This is a genomic window from Arthrobacter rhombi (assembly GCF_039526245.1).
Lineage (GTDB): Bacteria > Actinomycetota > Actinomycetes > Actinomycetales > Micrococcaceae > Arthrobacter_H > Arthrobacter_H rhombi.
In genome coordinates this window covers 14598-29584 of sequence record NZ_BAAAIV010000009.1, presented here as the reverse complement: position 1 = coordinate 29584, position 14987 = coordinate 14598, and the positions used below count along the sequence as shown (strand labels likewise).

The following is a 14987-nucleotide window of genomic DNA, read 5'->3' as shown; positions in this document are numbered from 1 at the left end:
CACCCGGGTTCCGCCCCGCCGTCGTCTGATCTGGCGTCGTCTGATCTGGCGTCGCCCTATCTGGCGTCGTCGACGGCTTCCTCGAATTTGCCGATCAGCTCGTCAATGGCGCCCGCTTCGGAGGACGAGTGCGAGTCGACCTCCCCCTGCTCGGAGGCGTCCTGCACCTTGGCGGCGTAGCTGTCCCGATACTCGCTCAAGGCAGTCACCAGGTACGTGTATTCGTCGTCATCCAGGTCAACGGTGATGGTGGTAATCGGCATGGTGCCTTCCTTCGAGGTGGGGTGCTGTCCGCAGAGGCGGTCGCAGAAAATACTAAATCACCACCGGCACCATCTGCGCCCTGGAGGTTCAGCCGTCGATGATCTGACGGGCGTGCTGTTCGGCCAGCGGGGCGATCAACCGGTGGGCTCCGGTGAACGCGCGGCGGGCGGCCGGCTCGCGCCACCCCTGCGGCAAGTAGTCCAGCGGCAGGTCGGGATCGCGGTAGGGCAGCTGGCGCCAGAGGGTCAGCAGCGGGATGTAGTAGCGGAAGGCGTCGCGGCGGGTCTGCTCGTCGGCCTCGCCTGAAACGGCGCCTGCGCCGAGACGTCGCTCCCACGCCTGGTCGGCGCCGGCGTAGACGTCGAGGAACTCACCGATCAGCTCGTCGATGGCCTCCAGGTCCCACCAGGTGGCGACCTTGGAGCGGACGTCCCCGTCGAAGAGGTAGTCGCCGCGGAAGAACTCCACGAAGTGGTCCAGCCCCTGGGCTGCCAACCGTTCGCGGGCGCGGTCGGCGACGCCTGAGGAGGCGATCCACACCCCGGCGGCGACGGTGCCGAACCCCAGGCCGGAGAGCACGCTGCGCAGGCGGTGGCGCAGGTGGCGTTGGGCCTCGGGCACGGAGAAGAGCGCGAGCAGCCAGGACCGGTCGCCGTCGTCCCGTCGTTCGGCGAAGATCCGCTGGTCACCCTCGGCGAAGACGGTCTGCAGCGACTCGGACAGCTCGTAGGCGGCGACCCCGTTACTGCGGGTGCTGCGCAGCACGCCCTTGGCCTTCAGCCGCGAAACGGCGGAGCGCACGCCGGGGGCGTCGTATCCGAGGTCCCCGAGCAGGGCGACCAGGCTCGCCACGGGCAGCGCGGTGCCGGGCTCACGGCAGTACAGGCCGAAGAGCGTGACGATCAGCTGCTGATGGCGCACCACCGGCGCCGGGATGCCCTCCCCGCTGGTCACCTCCGGCACGGTCCCGGCGGTCATGGCCGATCCCCCGCCAGGCGGGAGCGCATCGGTTCCGGCCAGGGTGCCGAGGCCTCGGCCCCGAGCGGGACATGGACGGTGGTGACGGTCCCGTCGGCCGCCAGACCGCCGGCGGAGCGGTCGCAGGGATGGCCGGTGATCTCGAAACCGAGGGCCAGCGAGGCATTGCCGATGCGTTCGACCCAGACGGTGGCCGTGATCCGCTGCCCGAACCACAGCCGATCACGGAAATTCACCACCTGCTTCACGCGCGGGCTCAACGGAAAGTAGTCCACCAGCCCCAGTTCGCGCATCAGCTGCGCCTCGGCGGCTTCCATCCAGCGCAGGATGGCCGAGTTGTGCTGGTGGCCGGCGGCGTCGGTATCGACCCACTCCACCGTCCGGTCCAGGGAGGTGGACGGGCCGCGGTCCTGCGCCATGGGTGCTCCTTCTCGTTTCGGGGGCCGACGACGGCCCTCGGCTCAATCTATCGGGATCCTGATCCCGGTAACAATCGGTCCATGGATCCCGCGGGATCCGCTCGCGACCCCGGCCTCAGCGCAGCAGCCGCAGTGCGCCGGGGGCCACGTCGACCTGCAGGGCCTCGGCCCCGAGCATCCCCAGCGGCTCTCCGTCACCTCCGAGTCCCGCCGCGGGAGCGGCGGTGATGCTGATCGACTTTCCGCGCACCACCTGGACCTGTTCCAGCCCGACGTGGGATCCGTCGTAGACCTTGGGGAACGCCCGCAACATGTCAGCCCTCCCGGCCGCCTTGATGATGACGACGTCGAGCTCCCCGTCGTCGATGGAGGCCGAGGGGGCGATCTTCATCCCGGAGCCGTAGTAGCCCGAGTTGGCCACCACCACGCAAGCAGCGGTCACCGTGCGTTCCACCCCGTCGATCGCCAGCGCGAAAGCCGAGGGGACGAACCGTGCCAGGGAGGTCACCGCCGCGGCGGGGTACTGCAGCCTGCGGGGCAGCCAGCGGATCTGGTTGACCAGGTCAGCGGTCTGCGCGTCGACCCCGGCATACACCGAACCGGCGATCGTCCGGCGATCCCCGCCGGGGAGGATGGCGCTGATCAAATCGGTCGGGACCGGCTCGGCCTCCAGCAGGATCCGGGCGACGGCGACGGGATCGTGATCCAGGCCGATCATCCGGGCGAAGTCGTTGCCACGGCCCGAGGGCAGAATCCCCAGGGTCCCGTCCAGCCGCGAGACCTCACCGGCCACGGAGGAGAGCATCCCGTCGCCGCCGACCGAGACGACCACCGATCCCCGCTCGACGGCGTGGCCGATCGTCTCCAGCGTGGCCCGCGGGCCCGGCGAGTAGGACACCTCCACGTCGGCTCCGGCCTCGCGCAGGAGCCGTGCCACCGGGATGACGGCTCCCGGACCGGAACCGCCGCCGGAGGAACGGTTCACCAGGAACGCGAAGGAACGGCTCATGGGATCAGCACGCCCGGGTTCAGCACGCCGCTGGGGTCCAGTTCCCGCTTCACCGCGCGCAGGATCGAGGTGCCGACGGGGCCGATCTCCTGGGCCAACCAGGGCTTGTGGTCGGTGCCGACCGCATGGTGGTGGGTGATGGTGCCGCCGGCGTCGATGATGGCCTGGCTGACCTTCTCCTTGGCGGAGGCCCACTGGGCTTGCGGGTCCTCGGTTTCGGAGACGGCGATGGTGAAGTAGAGCGCGCAGCCGGTCTCGTAGACGTGGGAGATGTGGCACATGGCGATCCGTCGGTCGCCCAGTTCTGCCTTGAGCGACTTCTTGACCGCCTGGTAGACGTTTTCCCGGTTTGACCAGAACGTGGCGGTCTCCAGCGTCTCGACCAGCACGCCGACGTCGAGCAGGGAATCGCGCAGGTAGGGGGCGTGGAAGCGGCCCTTCGCCCATGCGGCGCCACGCTCCTCCCCCAGCGGCGTTCCGCCGAGTCCGGCCAGCGCCTCGGTGACCTGTTCGCGCCGGGCGGCGACCGATGCGCCCTCGTACCCGACGATCATCACGCAACCACCCTCGGCCTCGCCGCCGATGTCGGACTGCGAGGCCAGGTTGATCATCGTTTCGGTTTCGTCCGAGAGGCGCAGCACAGTGGGCAGCAGGTCGTGCTGGGACAGGTGGCGCATGGCCTCGGAGCCGGCGGTGAAGGACTCGAAGTTCCAGGCCTCGTAGACCTTTTCGGCGGGCAGCTTCCGCACCCGGACACGCACCGCGGTGATGATGCCGAAGGCGCCTTCGGAGCCCAGGACCAGCTGGCGCAGGTCCGGTCCGGCGGCGCTGGCCGGAGCGGTTCCCAACTCCAGCGGGCCCTGCGGGGTGGCGACGGACAGGCCCACCACCATGGAATCGAAGCGGCCATACCCGGCCGAGGACTGGCCCGAGGAACGGGTGGCGGCGAACCCGCCGATGGAGGCGTATTCGAACGACTGCGGGTAGTGCCCCAGGGTCAGCCCGTGTTCTGCCAGTTTCGCTTCGGCCTCGGGGCCGCGCAGGCCCGGCTCGAGCACCACGGTCATCGATTCGGTGTCGACGTCGCGCACGTCCTTCATCCGGGCCAGATCCACCGAGACGACGCCGGCGAAACCCTCGCGGCCCACGGCCAGCCCACCGGTGACGGAGGTGCCGCCGCCGAAGGGGACCAGGGCGATGTGGTGCTGGACGGCGAAGGCGATGAGGGCTTCCACCTCCGCCTGGTTCCCGGGGCGGACCACGGCGTTGGGGGCGTCAGACAGGTCGCCCGCGCGGGCCTTGAGCAGGTCCGGCGTGGATTTCCCGCGGGTGTGCAGACGGCGCTCGGCATCATCGATCAGCACGTTCTCCGCGCCGAGCAGGCCGCGCAGGCCCTCGAGCAGTTCCGGGGCGAGGACGCCAGCGGGCACCTCGACCTCGGCGAGCGCCGGGGTGTCGCGGGTGGCGCCCACGGCGAAGTCGATGAGTCCGCGCATGTCGGCGGACAGCTCGGTGGCTGCTGACGGGTTCCCCCAACGGGTGGGGTGCATTTCCTGTGACATGCGTTACAGTGTGACATATGATGTCAGTTCGTCACAATGCCTACCTGGATGCGGCCCGGGCGTCGATTCTCGACGTCGGCTGGAAGCGCACCACGCTCACCAACGTCGCCAGCCGCGCCGGCGTCTCCCGCATGACCATCTACCGGGCCTGGCCGGACATGGAGTCGTTGCTGGGCGACCTGATGACCCGCGAATGGCAGGGCATCATGGCCACCCTTCCCACCGGGCACGACGGCGATGCCCCCACCGCCGCTGACGTCGCCACCGGGGCCACCGCAGCGGTGGCGGCCCTGCGCGCGAACCCCCTGTTCCGGCGCGTGCTGGACGTGGACCCGGAACTGCTGCTCCCCTACCTGCTGGACCGTCGGGGCCGATCGCAGGACGCGATCCTCACCTTCCTCGCCGATCAGATCGCCGCCGGCCAACGAGCCGGCCACATCCGCTCCGGGGACCCCGTCCTGCTGGCGCGCACCGTCGTCCTTGCTGCCCACGGGCTGGCGATCTCGGCACAGACCATGACCGACCCGGCAGGGATCGCCGAGGCGGAACTCGCCTCGTCCTTCGCCGCGCTGCTGACCCAGGGAATGAGCGCATGAGCACCTCCCCCGCCTCCATCGGCCACGGCCTTCACGACCTGCCCACGGAAATCGATGTGCTCGTCGTCGGACTCGGCGTCACCGGCGCCGGCGTCGCCCTCGACGCAGCATCCCGCGGACTGCGGGTCCTGGCCATCGACGCCCACGACGTCGCCTTCGGCACCTCACGCTGGTCCAGCAAGCTCGTCCACGGGGGCCTGCGCTACCTGGCCACCGGACAGGTCGGCATCGCCCACGAAAGCGCCGTCGAACGCGGCATCCTCATGGAACGCACGGCACCGCACCTGGCCCACGCACTGCCCATGCTCCTGCCGCTGATGTCCAGCGTCACCCGGCGCCAGGCCGCACTGGCCGGTGCCGGCTTCATCGCCGGCGACCTGCTGCGCCTGGGCGCGGGCACCAGCGCCGACACACTCCCCCGCCCCCGCCGCGTCACCCGCACCGAGGCCCTCACCATGGCACCGTCGCTGCGCGGGGCCGGCCTGCGCGGCGGGCTGCTCTCCTGGGACGGCCAGCTCGAAGACGACGCCCGCCTGGTGCTCGGCCTGGCCCGCACCGCAGCCGCCCACGGCGCCGATGTCCGCACCCGCGCGCGCGCCGTGGCGGTCACCGGCGCCGGGGCCGAGCTGCGCGACGAGACCACCGGCGCCACCACCACGGTCGCGGCCCGAAAGGTCATCAACGCCACCGGCGTCTGGGCCGGCGACCTGGTCGACGTCAAGCTCAAGCCCAGCCGCGGCACCCACCTGGTCCTGCGCGCCGGCACCTTGCCGCGCCTGCACGCGGCCATCACCGTTCCCATCCCGGGAAGCACCAGCCGCTTCATGTTCCTGCTCCCCCAGCCGGACGACACGATCTATGTCGGGCTCACCGACGTCGAGGCCCCCGGCGACATCCCCGATGTCCCCGAGCCCACCGAGCCGGAGATCGGCTTCCTGCTCGATGTCGTCTCGACCGCCTTCGATAAGCCCCTGCGCCGCGGCGATGTCGTCGGAGCCTACGCCGGGCTGCGACCGCTGTTGGACAGCGACGGCACGACGGCGGATCTCTCCCGCAAGCACGCGGTCTTCACCTCACCCAGCGGGGTCATCACCATCGTCGGGGGCAAGCTCACCACCTACCGGCGCATGGCCGAGGATGCCGTCGACGCCACCGGCCTCGCCGACGGAAAATGCAGGACGCGGAACCTGCCGCTGCTCGGCGCCGCCTCGCGGGACACCCTGGCGCGGTTCGAGGGCCATCCACGGCTCGTCCGCCGCTTCGGCACGGAGCCGCAGCTGGTGCTGGAGAACGCCCGGACCGTCACCGGCCTGCACGACGCCGAATTGCTGGCGCCGATTGCGCCGCACCTGCCGGCCACGCTGGCCGAGCTCATCTTCGGCATCACCCATGAGGGGGCGCTGGACGTGGAGGACCTGCTGGAACGCAGAACCCGCATCGGCCTGATCCCCGAAGACGTCGAGCTGGCCCGCCCGGCCGCCGAGCGGGCGCTGGAGCTGGTGGCCGCGCGTCAGACCGAAGATTAGACTGCGCTATAACTGCCAAAAGGTGACCAGAAATGGTAACCTTTTGGCATGACGAAGGTGCAAGAGCTCCGAGAGATCGGCATGGACAATGGCGGTTTCGTTGAATCAGCCGATGCTGCTGCTGTCGGGCTGGACCCAAAGGCACTGTCCCGCATGGCCGGACGCGGACGCCTCCATCGCGAACTCCACGGGATCTACCGGTTTCCGGAAATTCCCATCGATGACTCCACCGAATACCGCCTCGCATTGCTCTGGGCGGGGGACGGCGCCGCGCTCGACGCAGAAAGCGTCCTCGTTGCACTCAACCTCTGTGACGTCAACCCTCGATTCGTCCACGTGGCCGTCCCTCCCGGCCGGCGGATCAGGCGTCAGGGCAAGGACCACTACCGGCTATCCACCGCACGCTTCGACGTCGAGATGCATGGGGATCTGGCCATGGTCGCCCTCCCCCAAGCCATCGAACGAGCCCTCGGTCAGGGTCTACGTCACGACCTCGCGGTCCAGGCCGTGGGTACTGCACTCCGCCTGGAACTCCTGCAGAAGACGGAGGCACACGAGATCCTGAAGTCCCTTGGCGCAGATGAGGCCGAAAATGAAGTATGAGGATCTGCCCTCGCGGGAAAAGCCGGCCAAGACGGCTCAATCGCTTTTTGCAGGGATACGCAATGCCGACACTCGCGAGCCCGAACAAGCCACCACATGGACCGTTTCGGCAAGCGTGCTCGTAGCTGCACTGCAACGTCACACGGACGATCAGGGCGTCCCCTTACTGAGAATCAAAGGCGGCGCATATCTGGAATGGGCCTTCCACCCGGCCGCCCGGGCCACTCAGGATGTCGACGCGTTCTTCACAGCCGGTGCGACCGAATTCGATGAGTTCCTGCGAAGGGCCCTCACCGAACCGATGGGCGATTTTTCGTTCATCATCAAGCAGCGCTCTAGCGAAATCCCCGTGAAGACGGCCGCGTTCAAACCCCGCCGACATGAGATACAGGTCCTTTTTGCCCGCAAGCTTCTACGCAAGGTCGTTCTTGAAGTTTCCTTCAGCGAAGGACACATGGCACGTATGGTCGGGTCCGTCGAAGCTCCCAGGCTCGAACCCTTTGGGGTTCCGACGCCGACGGAGGCCTTCGCGTCCATCTCTCCCGAGTACCAAGTCGCGCAAAAACTGCATGCCTGCACCGGCCCCGGGTCCGCAGATCGCGAACGGGACGTGCTCGACATCCTCCTCCTGAAGCGCAATGTGTTCGACGCTGCCGGGACATCAGCCGCCCTCGCCACCGCGTGCGCTGACATCTTCAGCACGCGAGCAGCATTCGCTGCACAAAATGACCTCGCCGCCACGATCTGGCCGACGGAAATTGTCCAAAATATGGCATGGGGGAAGGACTATGGACGCCTCGCTGGACTACTAGGGGTTGAGACGGGACTTGCACCAGCCATCGCGGAAATCAATGCCTGGTCCTCCCAAATATAGGGTCCGACCTGCGCCATCAAAGGCATGGCTGGCGCAGCGAGCCTGGCCAATTTTGATTCCTCGGGCAGCGACTTGGCGAGCAGTTGCCCAAACGCTTGCCACCCCTTGTCGTTCAGCTGGGACAAACGGCAGCCGGCCATGAGCCGTCCCGTCGCCACGCTGGTTGCCTGCGTCCGCGTGCGAACTTCGGGCAGGGTCTTCAAGGAACCATATGTCGCCCATGCCCCGCGGGCTCTGGCCCAGGAGTCGTAGGCGTCGATGGGCTCGGAGCCGCACCGGCATCTGGGCAATGCCAGCCGCAACCTATGATGGTTCGATGGACACGGGGAGAGTAGCGGACGCCTCACGGCAGGACGGTTTCCGGGAGCTCGCGGCCGCATTGGTCGATACTTCGGAGCACATCAAGCGCGCCGCACAGGAGGCCACGGGTTATCGCCCTCTACCCAACGGGATGTTTGACATCCTGCGGGTCATCGAAGCAAATCCCGGCATCACCGTGGCCCAGGTGGCCTCCCGCCTTGACCGCCAGTTCAGCAACGTCAGCACCCAGCTCAAGAACTTGGCTGACCGGGGTCTGGTCACCAGAAACCGGGATTCTTCCGACAAGCGGTATGTCACCTTGCACGCCACGGCCGGGGCGGAACGCATCAAGAACGTGATCGAGACGTCCTGGGCCGACGCCCTGGCGACTGCCTCTCTGCCGCTCTCTTCCGAAGAGCGGAACCGGCTGCGCGAACTCGGCCCCACCCTGGCACTCCTTGCCTCGCACCTGACCCGCGCATAATCCTCGTCACATCTTCCTGACGCACCACGCGCGATACACTTATACTTTTATAAGTAATTAAGAGCAGAGTGCGTTCGGGGTGCACCATCGAGCACTCCGCGCGTCGTTCCGTGGACCTGGCCTTCCGCCAGTCCCGTGGCCGTGCTGCTTTCCGGCCCACACCAGACAAGGCTTTCATGACCAATTCCCAGCACCGGGATCGGCCCACCGCCGACACCCAGACCGCAGCGGCGGCAGCCCGAGCCGTCGAACCCGAACGAACCACCACCAAGGGCCTCGCCGCCACCATCACGGCCCTTGTCCTCTCCGCCATGATCATGATCCTCAATGAGACGGTCCTCAGCGTGGCGCTGCCGAACCTCATGGCCGACTTCCAGGTGGACGCCACGACGGCACAGTGGCTGACCACCGGGTTCCTGCTGACCATGTCGGTGGTCATCCCGACCACCGGGTTCCTGCTCCAGCGCTTCACCACCCGGCGACTGTTCATCGTCGCCTTGCTGCTCTTCATCGCCGGCACTGTCCTGGCTACCGTCGCCCCGACATTCTCGGTCCTGCTGTTGGCGCGCGTCATCCAAGCCGGTGGCACGGCGATCATCCTGCCGCTGCTGATGACCACCACGCTGACGTCTGTCCCCGTGGCCTACCGCGGCACCATCATGGGCCTGAACGCCGTCGTCATCTCCGTGGCCCCGGCCATCGGCCCGACGCTGTCGGGAATCGTCCTCAACGCCCTGGATTGGCGTTGGGTCTTCGGCCTCATGATCCCCGTGGCCCTCATCGTCTTCATCGTGGGCGTCATCGCCATCCGCACGTCGGGCGAGACACGCAAGGCCCCGCTCGATGCCCTCTCCGTTGTCCTCTCCGCCCTCGCCTTCGGCGGGATCGTCTACGCGCTCTCCTCGATCGGCGAAATGATCCAGGGTGCCTGGGGGCCCATCGTGGCGCTCGTCATCGGCGCCATCGCCCTGGCGGTGTTCATCGCGCGCCAGTCGGCTCTGCGCGCCAAGGGATCCGTGCTGTTGGACCTGCGTCCTTTCGCCGTGCACAATTTCCGCATCTCGGTCTCGATGCTCATGCTCCTCATGGGCACCCTGCTGGGTACCGTGATGGTCATCCCGATCTTCCTGCAGAACGGCAAGGGCCTCAGCGTGTTGACCATCGGCCTGCTGCTCCTGCCCGGCGGGCTGGTCCAGGGCATCATCTCTCCGCTGATCGGCCGCCTCTACGACAAGGTCGGCCCCCGTCCCATCGTCATCCCGGGTGCATTCATGCTGGCCGGAGGCCAGTGGTGGTTGAGTACCGTGCAGGTCGATACCCCGCTGGGGCTCATCGTGGCCATGCACGTGGTCTTCTCCATCGGCTTCGGCATGCTGATGACCCCGTTGATGACCACCGCCTTGAGCTCGTTGCCGCGTGAGCTCTACGGCCACGGCAGTGCCATCGTGAACACCCTGCAGCAGCTGGGCGGCGCTGCGGGCACCGCCATCCTCATCGCCACCATGACGATCGGCACCACGCTGGCCGCCACCGCGGGCCTGGGTGTGGCGGAGAGCCTGGTCTCCGGAACCGAGAAGGCATTCTTCGTCGGCGGTGTCCTGGGCCTCGTGGCCATTGTGTGCTCGTTCTTCGTCAAGAACCTGCCCACCGCCCCCGACGCTGCCCCTGCGGAGGCCGAGGCCCAGCGCCCCGCCAGCGTCGACGCCTGACCTGGCACCAACTGGAACGCGTCGACGGGGCTCCTGCGGGGGCCCCGTCGTCGTCTTCCCTGATTTTGGAAGCCTGACCAGAGGTCAGCGGGCGGTCGCCTCGTCCAGCAGCTCCAGGACGTGCCGGTAGTCGTGCCCGGTCGCCCGGGTCATGCCGAGCTCGCAGGTCCGGTTGCAGGACGCATGCGCGGCGGAGCTGAAGGCGTTCACCTCGCGCGCCTGGCGATCGGTCGCCGAGGCCGTGAGCTCGGGGTGGAGCATGCCGCGGTCCCCGGCGAACGCGCAGCAGCCCCAGTTCTCCGGTACGTCGACGCGTTCGGCGACTGCCTCGGCGACCGCGGTCAGTGACGGGTTCAACCCCAACCGCGTAGACGAACAGGTCGGGTGCAGGGCCAGTGACGGCAGCTTCGTGCCGGCCGGCAGCAACGGCAGGATGTGTTCGGCGGTGAACTCGACGACGTCGATGATGCGCAGCGCCCGCTCCCCCGGCCCTGGTTGATCGGCCTCGATGGCATGGATCAGGCCCTCGGTGCAGGAGGAGGCATCGCAGACGATCGGCAGTTCGCCGTCGCGCGTGGCCTCCCGCAGCGCCGCAGCCGCCCGGTCACGCATGGTCTCCTTGCCGGCAGCCATCCCCTTGGACGACCAGGGTGTGCCGCAGCAGAGTCCATCGATGGCCGGCGGGACGAGTAGTTCGATGCCCGCGCGGGCGGCCAACTGCTCGAAGCTGGCCTGCACGCCCGGCCCGTTCCCCGCGGGACCGAACATGGTGCCCACGCAGGCCGGGAAGTAGACGGCCGTCGCCGACCCGGCGGGGGCCGGGCGTCGGCGGGACGTGCCACCGCCGGGCAACTCGGAGGAGTACAGCGGCACGGTGTCGGTGCCGAGGACGGCGCGGGCGGCCTGGTTGGCCGGGCGGATGGCCGCCGCGGGGACCTTGCGGGCGACGGTCAACGCCAGAGAGGCGCCGTGCGTCACCGGGCCCCAGTTCTTGGCAGCGAGGTTCCATCCGGCACCTGCGATGGCGCCGGCGTCGTCCTGGCGCAGCTTTCTGACGAGGTCGCCGGTGTTGATGTCGACGGGGCAGGCCGTCTGGCACATGCCGTCAACGGCGCAGGTCTGGACGGATTCGTAGTCGTAGTCGCGCTCGAGTTCGGCGACCAGTGCGGTGTCCCCGGCACGGCGGGCGGTCTCGATGGCGCGCAGTGTGACGATGCGCTGGCGCGGGGTCAGGGTGATGTCCTTGCTGGGGCAGACCGGTTCGCAGTAGCCGCAGGAGACGCAGCGGTCGACCTCCTCTGCGACCGGTGGCGCGGTCTTGATGTGGCGCAGGTGGGCGTTCGGGTCGTCGTCGAGCAGGACGCCGGGGTTCAGGATGCCGGCCGGATCGCACAGGGCCTTGATGCGGCGCATCACGTCGTAGAGCTCGTCGCCGTATTGCCGGCGGACGTAGGGGGCCATGACGCGTCCGGTGCCGTGTTCGGCCTTGAGCGAGCCGTTTTCGCCCAGCACCAGGTCGACCATGTCCTCGGTGAAGGCGCTGTAGCGCTCGATCTCGGTGTCGCTGGCGAAGCCGTCGGTGAGCATGAAGTGGACGTTGCCGTCCTTGGCGTGGCCGAAGATGACGCTGTCCTGGTATCCGTACCGTTCGAACAGGCCGATCAGCTCGGTGCAGGTGCGGCCCAGCGCCGGCACCGGGACGACGATGTCCTCCAGCAGCGCGGTGGTCCCCTGCGGCCGGGCGCCGGCGACCGAGGCGTAGAGGCCCTTGCGCAGGTGCCAGAGCGAGGTGCGGATGGAGGCGTCGGTGGTGAACTCGGCGGCCGAGTCCAGCTGCAGGTCCTTCAGGACAGCGGCGCCGCGGTGCCGCAACTCCTCGAGTTCGGCGGCCTGCCCGGCGGAGTATTCGACGAGCAATGCGGCCTGCTGGCGCACGTCCAGATCGGCGACCGCGGCGGGGGTGCCCTTGAGGGTCTTGCCGACGCGCAGCGAGGTCGCGTCGAGCAGTTCCACGGTGGCGGCGCCGGATTCCACGAGGCCTGACAGGGATGCGTTGGCGGCTGCGAGGTCCTGGAAGACCAACAGGCCGGTGGCCGTATGCGTGGGTTTGGGGACCGTGCGGAAGACGGCCTCGGCGACGAACCCGAGCGTTCCCTCGGAGCCGATGACCAGGTGGGCCAGCATGTCCACGGGCTTCTCGAAGTCCAGCAGGGAGTTCAGCCCGTAACCCATGGTGTTCTTCATCGAGAACTGGTGGCGGATGGTGGCGACGGAGGACGCGTTGCCGCGAACGCGGCGGGCGAGGCGGTCCAACCCGTCATGCAGTTCCGGTTCCAACGCGCGGAGCCGGGCATCGGCGTCGTGCTCGGCGGTGTCGATGACGGTGCCCGAGGGCAGGACGAGGGTCATCGATTCGAGCGTCCGATAGGTGTTCTCGGTGGTCCCGCAGTTCATGCCCGACGAGTTGTTGGCGACCACGCCGCCGATCGTGCAGGCGACCTCGGATGCCGGGTCGGGGCCGAACCGGCGGCCATGCCGGGCCAGCCGGTTGTTCAAGGCGCGGACCGTGGCGCCGGGCTTGACGCGGACGCGGGCCCCGTCGTCGAGGACTTCGATGTCGCGGAAGTTCCGGCGGACGTCGACCAGGACGGAGTCGGAGACGGCCTGCCCGCTGAGGCTGGTGCCTCCGGAACGGAAGGTCAGCGGGATGCCCTGGGCGGCACTGGCCGCCATGAGCGCGCCGACCTCTGCGGCGTTGGCCGCGGTGACCACGGCCTGCGGGATGAGCAGGAAGTGCGAGGCATCGTGGGCGGTGGCGTGCAGGTCGATCGCGCGGTCGGAGACGCGGGTGGGGTCGGCTACCGCAGACCTCAGGGTATTCAGCATGGTGCGCTCGCTCTCTGCGGCAGGGTCGGGATTTCCCCCAGCCTATGACGCCCGAGGCCAGCCGTCCGGAACCGTTCTCGCCCACCGATAACGCCCGTTGGCCGGAACCGCCCCGGAGGCAAGACTGATCTGACAGGCACGGCCCGCGCGACGCGGGCGCCTCCTACCGGAAGGAACTCCCGTGATCTTCATCGTCGTCAAATTCCCCGTCAAGCCCGACTGGGCCGACCGCTGGCCCGAGCTGACGCGCTCGTTCACCGAGGCCACCCGGGCCGAGCCCGGCAACCTATGGTTCGACTGGTCCCGCAGCCTCGAGGATCCGAACGAATACGTGCTGGTCGAGGCCTTCGCCGATGACGCGGCCGAGGCCCACGTGAAGAGCGAGCACTTCCAGCAGGCCATGAAGGACATGCTGCCCGCGCTGTCGGAGACCCCGCGGATCATCAGCCGTCAGCTCGAGGGCGACGCGTGGGACCGGATGGGCGAGCTGCAGGTCGACTGACGGCGCCGACGCGGCCGTCTTAAGTTGGAGCGGGGCGGCCGCGGCGGCGAAGATGGGCACATGGGACGCAACGACGCACTGAATGGTTTGGCCTCGGTCCAGAAGGCCTTCGCCCTGCTGGACGTGGTTGCCTCCCACAGCCGGGGCATGACCGCCAAGGACATCGCCACCGAGCTCGAGATGCCGCTGCCCACCGTCTATCGGCTGCTCAAGACCCTGGTCGCCTCCGAGCACCTGGTGCACCTGAAGGACGAGAGCCGCTACGGCCTCGGCTACAAGCTGCACGCGCTGGATAATTCGCTGCGTCGGCAGGTCGGCACACCGCCCTCGGTGGCCCGGCTGGTCCGTGAACTGCATGTGCGCGGCGACGCCGCCGCCTACTACGCCGTCCACCGCGGTGAGGACATCGTCGTCGCCCACGTCATCGACTCCCCCACCCGACCGCGGATCACGCCCATGGGCTTCGGGTTCAACGATGCCGCGCACGCCACGGCCTTCGGCAAGGTCCTGCTGGCTGCCATGGAACCTGACCGGTGCAGCGCCTACCTGGCACGCCACGGGATGCCGGAGATGACGGCGGCGACCATCACCGACCCTGCGGCGTTCGCCGCCGAACTGGATGGCATCCGCGAGTCGGGCATCGCCGTCGAGCGCGAGGAGTTCATCCGCGGGGCCTCCTGTCTGGCCGCCCCGGTGACCACCCCGGCCGGGCAGACGGTTGGATCAGTGGCCGTGTCGATGGATCCGGCCGACTTCGCCGCCCGCTCCCCGCAGGTCTCGGTGCTGCTGCGCGATGTCGCCTCCCGGGTCAGCAAGGCACTTCGCGGCACCACCCTGCTGGGGCAGTAGGACAGCGCACGACGACGGGGCCGGTCCGATTGAGCATTGAACCTCGAAGTTGACCCGGCGTTCGCAATAGACCACGACTATAGGCCGGTGGCAAGCCCTTATGGCAGCGCTTGGCCCCTGTGCACAATTTGCGGAGACAGCTTGTTCCACCGCTGATTCAGCATGAGCATTGACAGGAGCCGGGGGCGTCGAAACCCGCACGGGTGTGCGTTCCGCCTTCGACGCGGATGATGAGCAGACATCGCGGCCGAGCATGTGGCCTACCGGGAGAATCGCGGACAGCAAGAGCATGGGAAAGACGCCAAACGCCAATTGCAGAACCGGTGCCTGGGCCGATGAAAGCACGCGCACCGTCGGTGTAGAGACGCCTGTCTACCTGCTCGGGGCTACGCTCGCTGATGCCGCCGCTGCAGAGTTCGCACGCGA

At 68.4% G+C, this 14987-nt stretch carries 14 protein-coding genes; 8 read left to right on the top strand and 6 right to left on the bottom strand.

From position 1 onward, the window contains the following. Positions 1 to 56: 56 nt before the first annotated feature. From ABD088_RS07635 to ABD088_RS07615, 5 genes are all read right to left on the bottom strand, one after another. Positions 57 to 263, bottom strand: a complete 207-nt coding sequence (locus tag ABD088_RS07635) for a hypothetical protein (protein WP_343901221.1) — start codon at positions 261 to 263, stop codon at positions 57 to 59. A gap of 88 nt (positions 264 to 351) precedes the next feature. Beyond that, positions 352 to 1242, bottom strand: coding sequence for a PaaX family transcriptional regulator (locus tag ABD088_RS07630; RefSeq protein WP_343901220.1), 891 nt, complete (start codon positions 1240 to 1242; stop codon positions 352 to 354). Then, positions 1239 to 1661, bottom strand: a complete 423-nt coding sequence (locus ABD088_RS07625; RefSeq protein WP_343901218.1) for an acyl-CoA thioesterase — start codon at positions 1659 to 1661, stop codon at positions 1239 to 1241. Before ABD088_RS07625 ends, ABD088_RS07630 begins: the two co-directional genes overlap by 4 nt. Positions 1662 to 1776: 115 nt before the next feature. Beyond that, positions 1777 to 2670 carry a diacylglycerol/lipid kinase family protein gene (locus ABD088_RS07620; RefSeq protein ID WP_343901216.1) on the bottom strand — a complete coding sequence of 298 codons (894 nt, stop codon included), beginning with the start codon at positions 2668 to 2670 and terminating at the stop codon, positions 1777 to 1779. Next, positions 2667 to 4232, bottom strand: a complete 1566-nt coding sequence (locus ABD088_RS07615; protein WP_343901215.1) for an FAD-binding oxidoreductase — start codon at positions 4230 to 4232, stop codon at positions 2667 to 2669. The genes ABD088_RS07620 and ABD088_RS07615 overlap by 4 nt, the downstream gene beginning before the upstream one ends. A 17-nt stretch (positions 4233 to 4249) precedes the next feature. Between ABD088_RS07615 and ABD088_RS07610 the strand changes: the two genes are divergently transcribed. The 6 genes from ABD088_RS07610 to ABD088_RS07585 all read left to right on the top strand — a co-directional run bounded on the left by ABD088_RS07610 (position 4250) and on the right by ABD088_RS07585 (position 10324). Further along, positions 4250 to 4828, top strand: a complete 579-nt coding sequence (locus ABD088_RS07610; protein WP_343901213.1) for a TetR/AcrR family transcriptional regulator — start codon at positions 4250 to 4252, stop codon at positions 4826 to 4828. Continuing rightward, positions 4825 to 6354 carry a glycerol-3-phosphate dehydrogenase/oxidase gene (locus ABD088_RS07605; protein ID WP_343901212.1) on the top strand — a complete coding sequence of 510 codons (1530 nt, stop codon included), beginning with the start codon at positions 4825 to 4827 and terminating at the stop codon, positions 6352 to 6354. Before ABD088_RS07610 ends, ABD088_RS07605 begins: the two co-directional genes overlap by 4 nt. Before the next feature lie 48 nt (positions 6355 to 6402). Next, positions 6403 to 6957: a type IV toxin-antitoxin system AbiEi family antitoxin domain-containing protein gene (locus ABD088_RS07600; protein WP_343901210.1), complete on the top strand. Its 555-nt coding sequence runs from the start codon at positions 6403 to 6405 to the stop codon at positions 6955 to 6957. Then, positions 6947 to 7831, top strand: coding sequence for a nucleotidyl transferase AbiEii/AbiGii toxin family protein (locus ABD088_RS07595; RefSeq protein WP_343901208.1), 885 nt, complete (start codon positions 6947 to 6949; stop codon positions 7829 to 7831). Before ABD088_RS07600 ends, ABD088_RS07595 begins: the two co-directional genes overlap by 11 nt. A 316-nt stretch (positions 7832 to 8147) precedes the next feature. Beyond that, entirely contained in the window at positions 8148 to 8615 is a 468-nt protein-coding gene (locus ABD088_RS07590) for a MarR family winged helix-turn-helix transcriptional regulator (protein ID WP_343901207.1), read from the top strand. Between the two features lie 176 nt (positions 8616 to 8791). Then, positions 8792 to 10324 carry an MDR family MFS transporter gene (locus tag ABD088_RS07585; protein ID WP_343901206.1) on the top strand — a complete coding sequence of 511 codons (1533 nt, stop codon included), beginning with the start codon at positions 8792 to 8794 and terminating at the stop codon, positions 10322 to 10324. A gap of 84 nt (positions 10325 to 10408) precedes the next feature. Here the strand turns inward: ABD088_RS07585 and ABD088_RS07580 are convergent, their stop codons facing one another. Then, entirely contained in the window at positions 10409 to 13210 is a 2802-nt protein-coding gene (locus ABD088_RS07580) for an FAD-binding and (Fe-S)-binding domain-containing protein (protein ID WP_343901205.1), read from the bottom strand. 181 nt (positions 13211 to 13391) lie between these two features. Between ABD088_RS07580 and ABD088_RS07575 the strand changes: the two genes are divergently transcribed. Beyond that, a complete protein-coding gene (locus ABD088_RS07575) occupies positions 13392 to 13712 on the top strand; it encodes a putative quinol monooxygenase (RefSeq protein WP_343901204.1) in 321 nt (106 codons plus the stop codon). A 60-nt stretch (positions 13713 to 13772) separates the two neighbouring features. Further along, entirely contained in the window at positions 13773 to 14561 is a 789-nt protein-coding gene (locus tag ABD088_RS07570) for an IclR family transcriptional regulator (RefSeq protein WP_343901202.1), read from the top strand. Positions 14562 to 14987 lie beyond the last annotated feature (426 nt).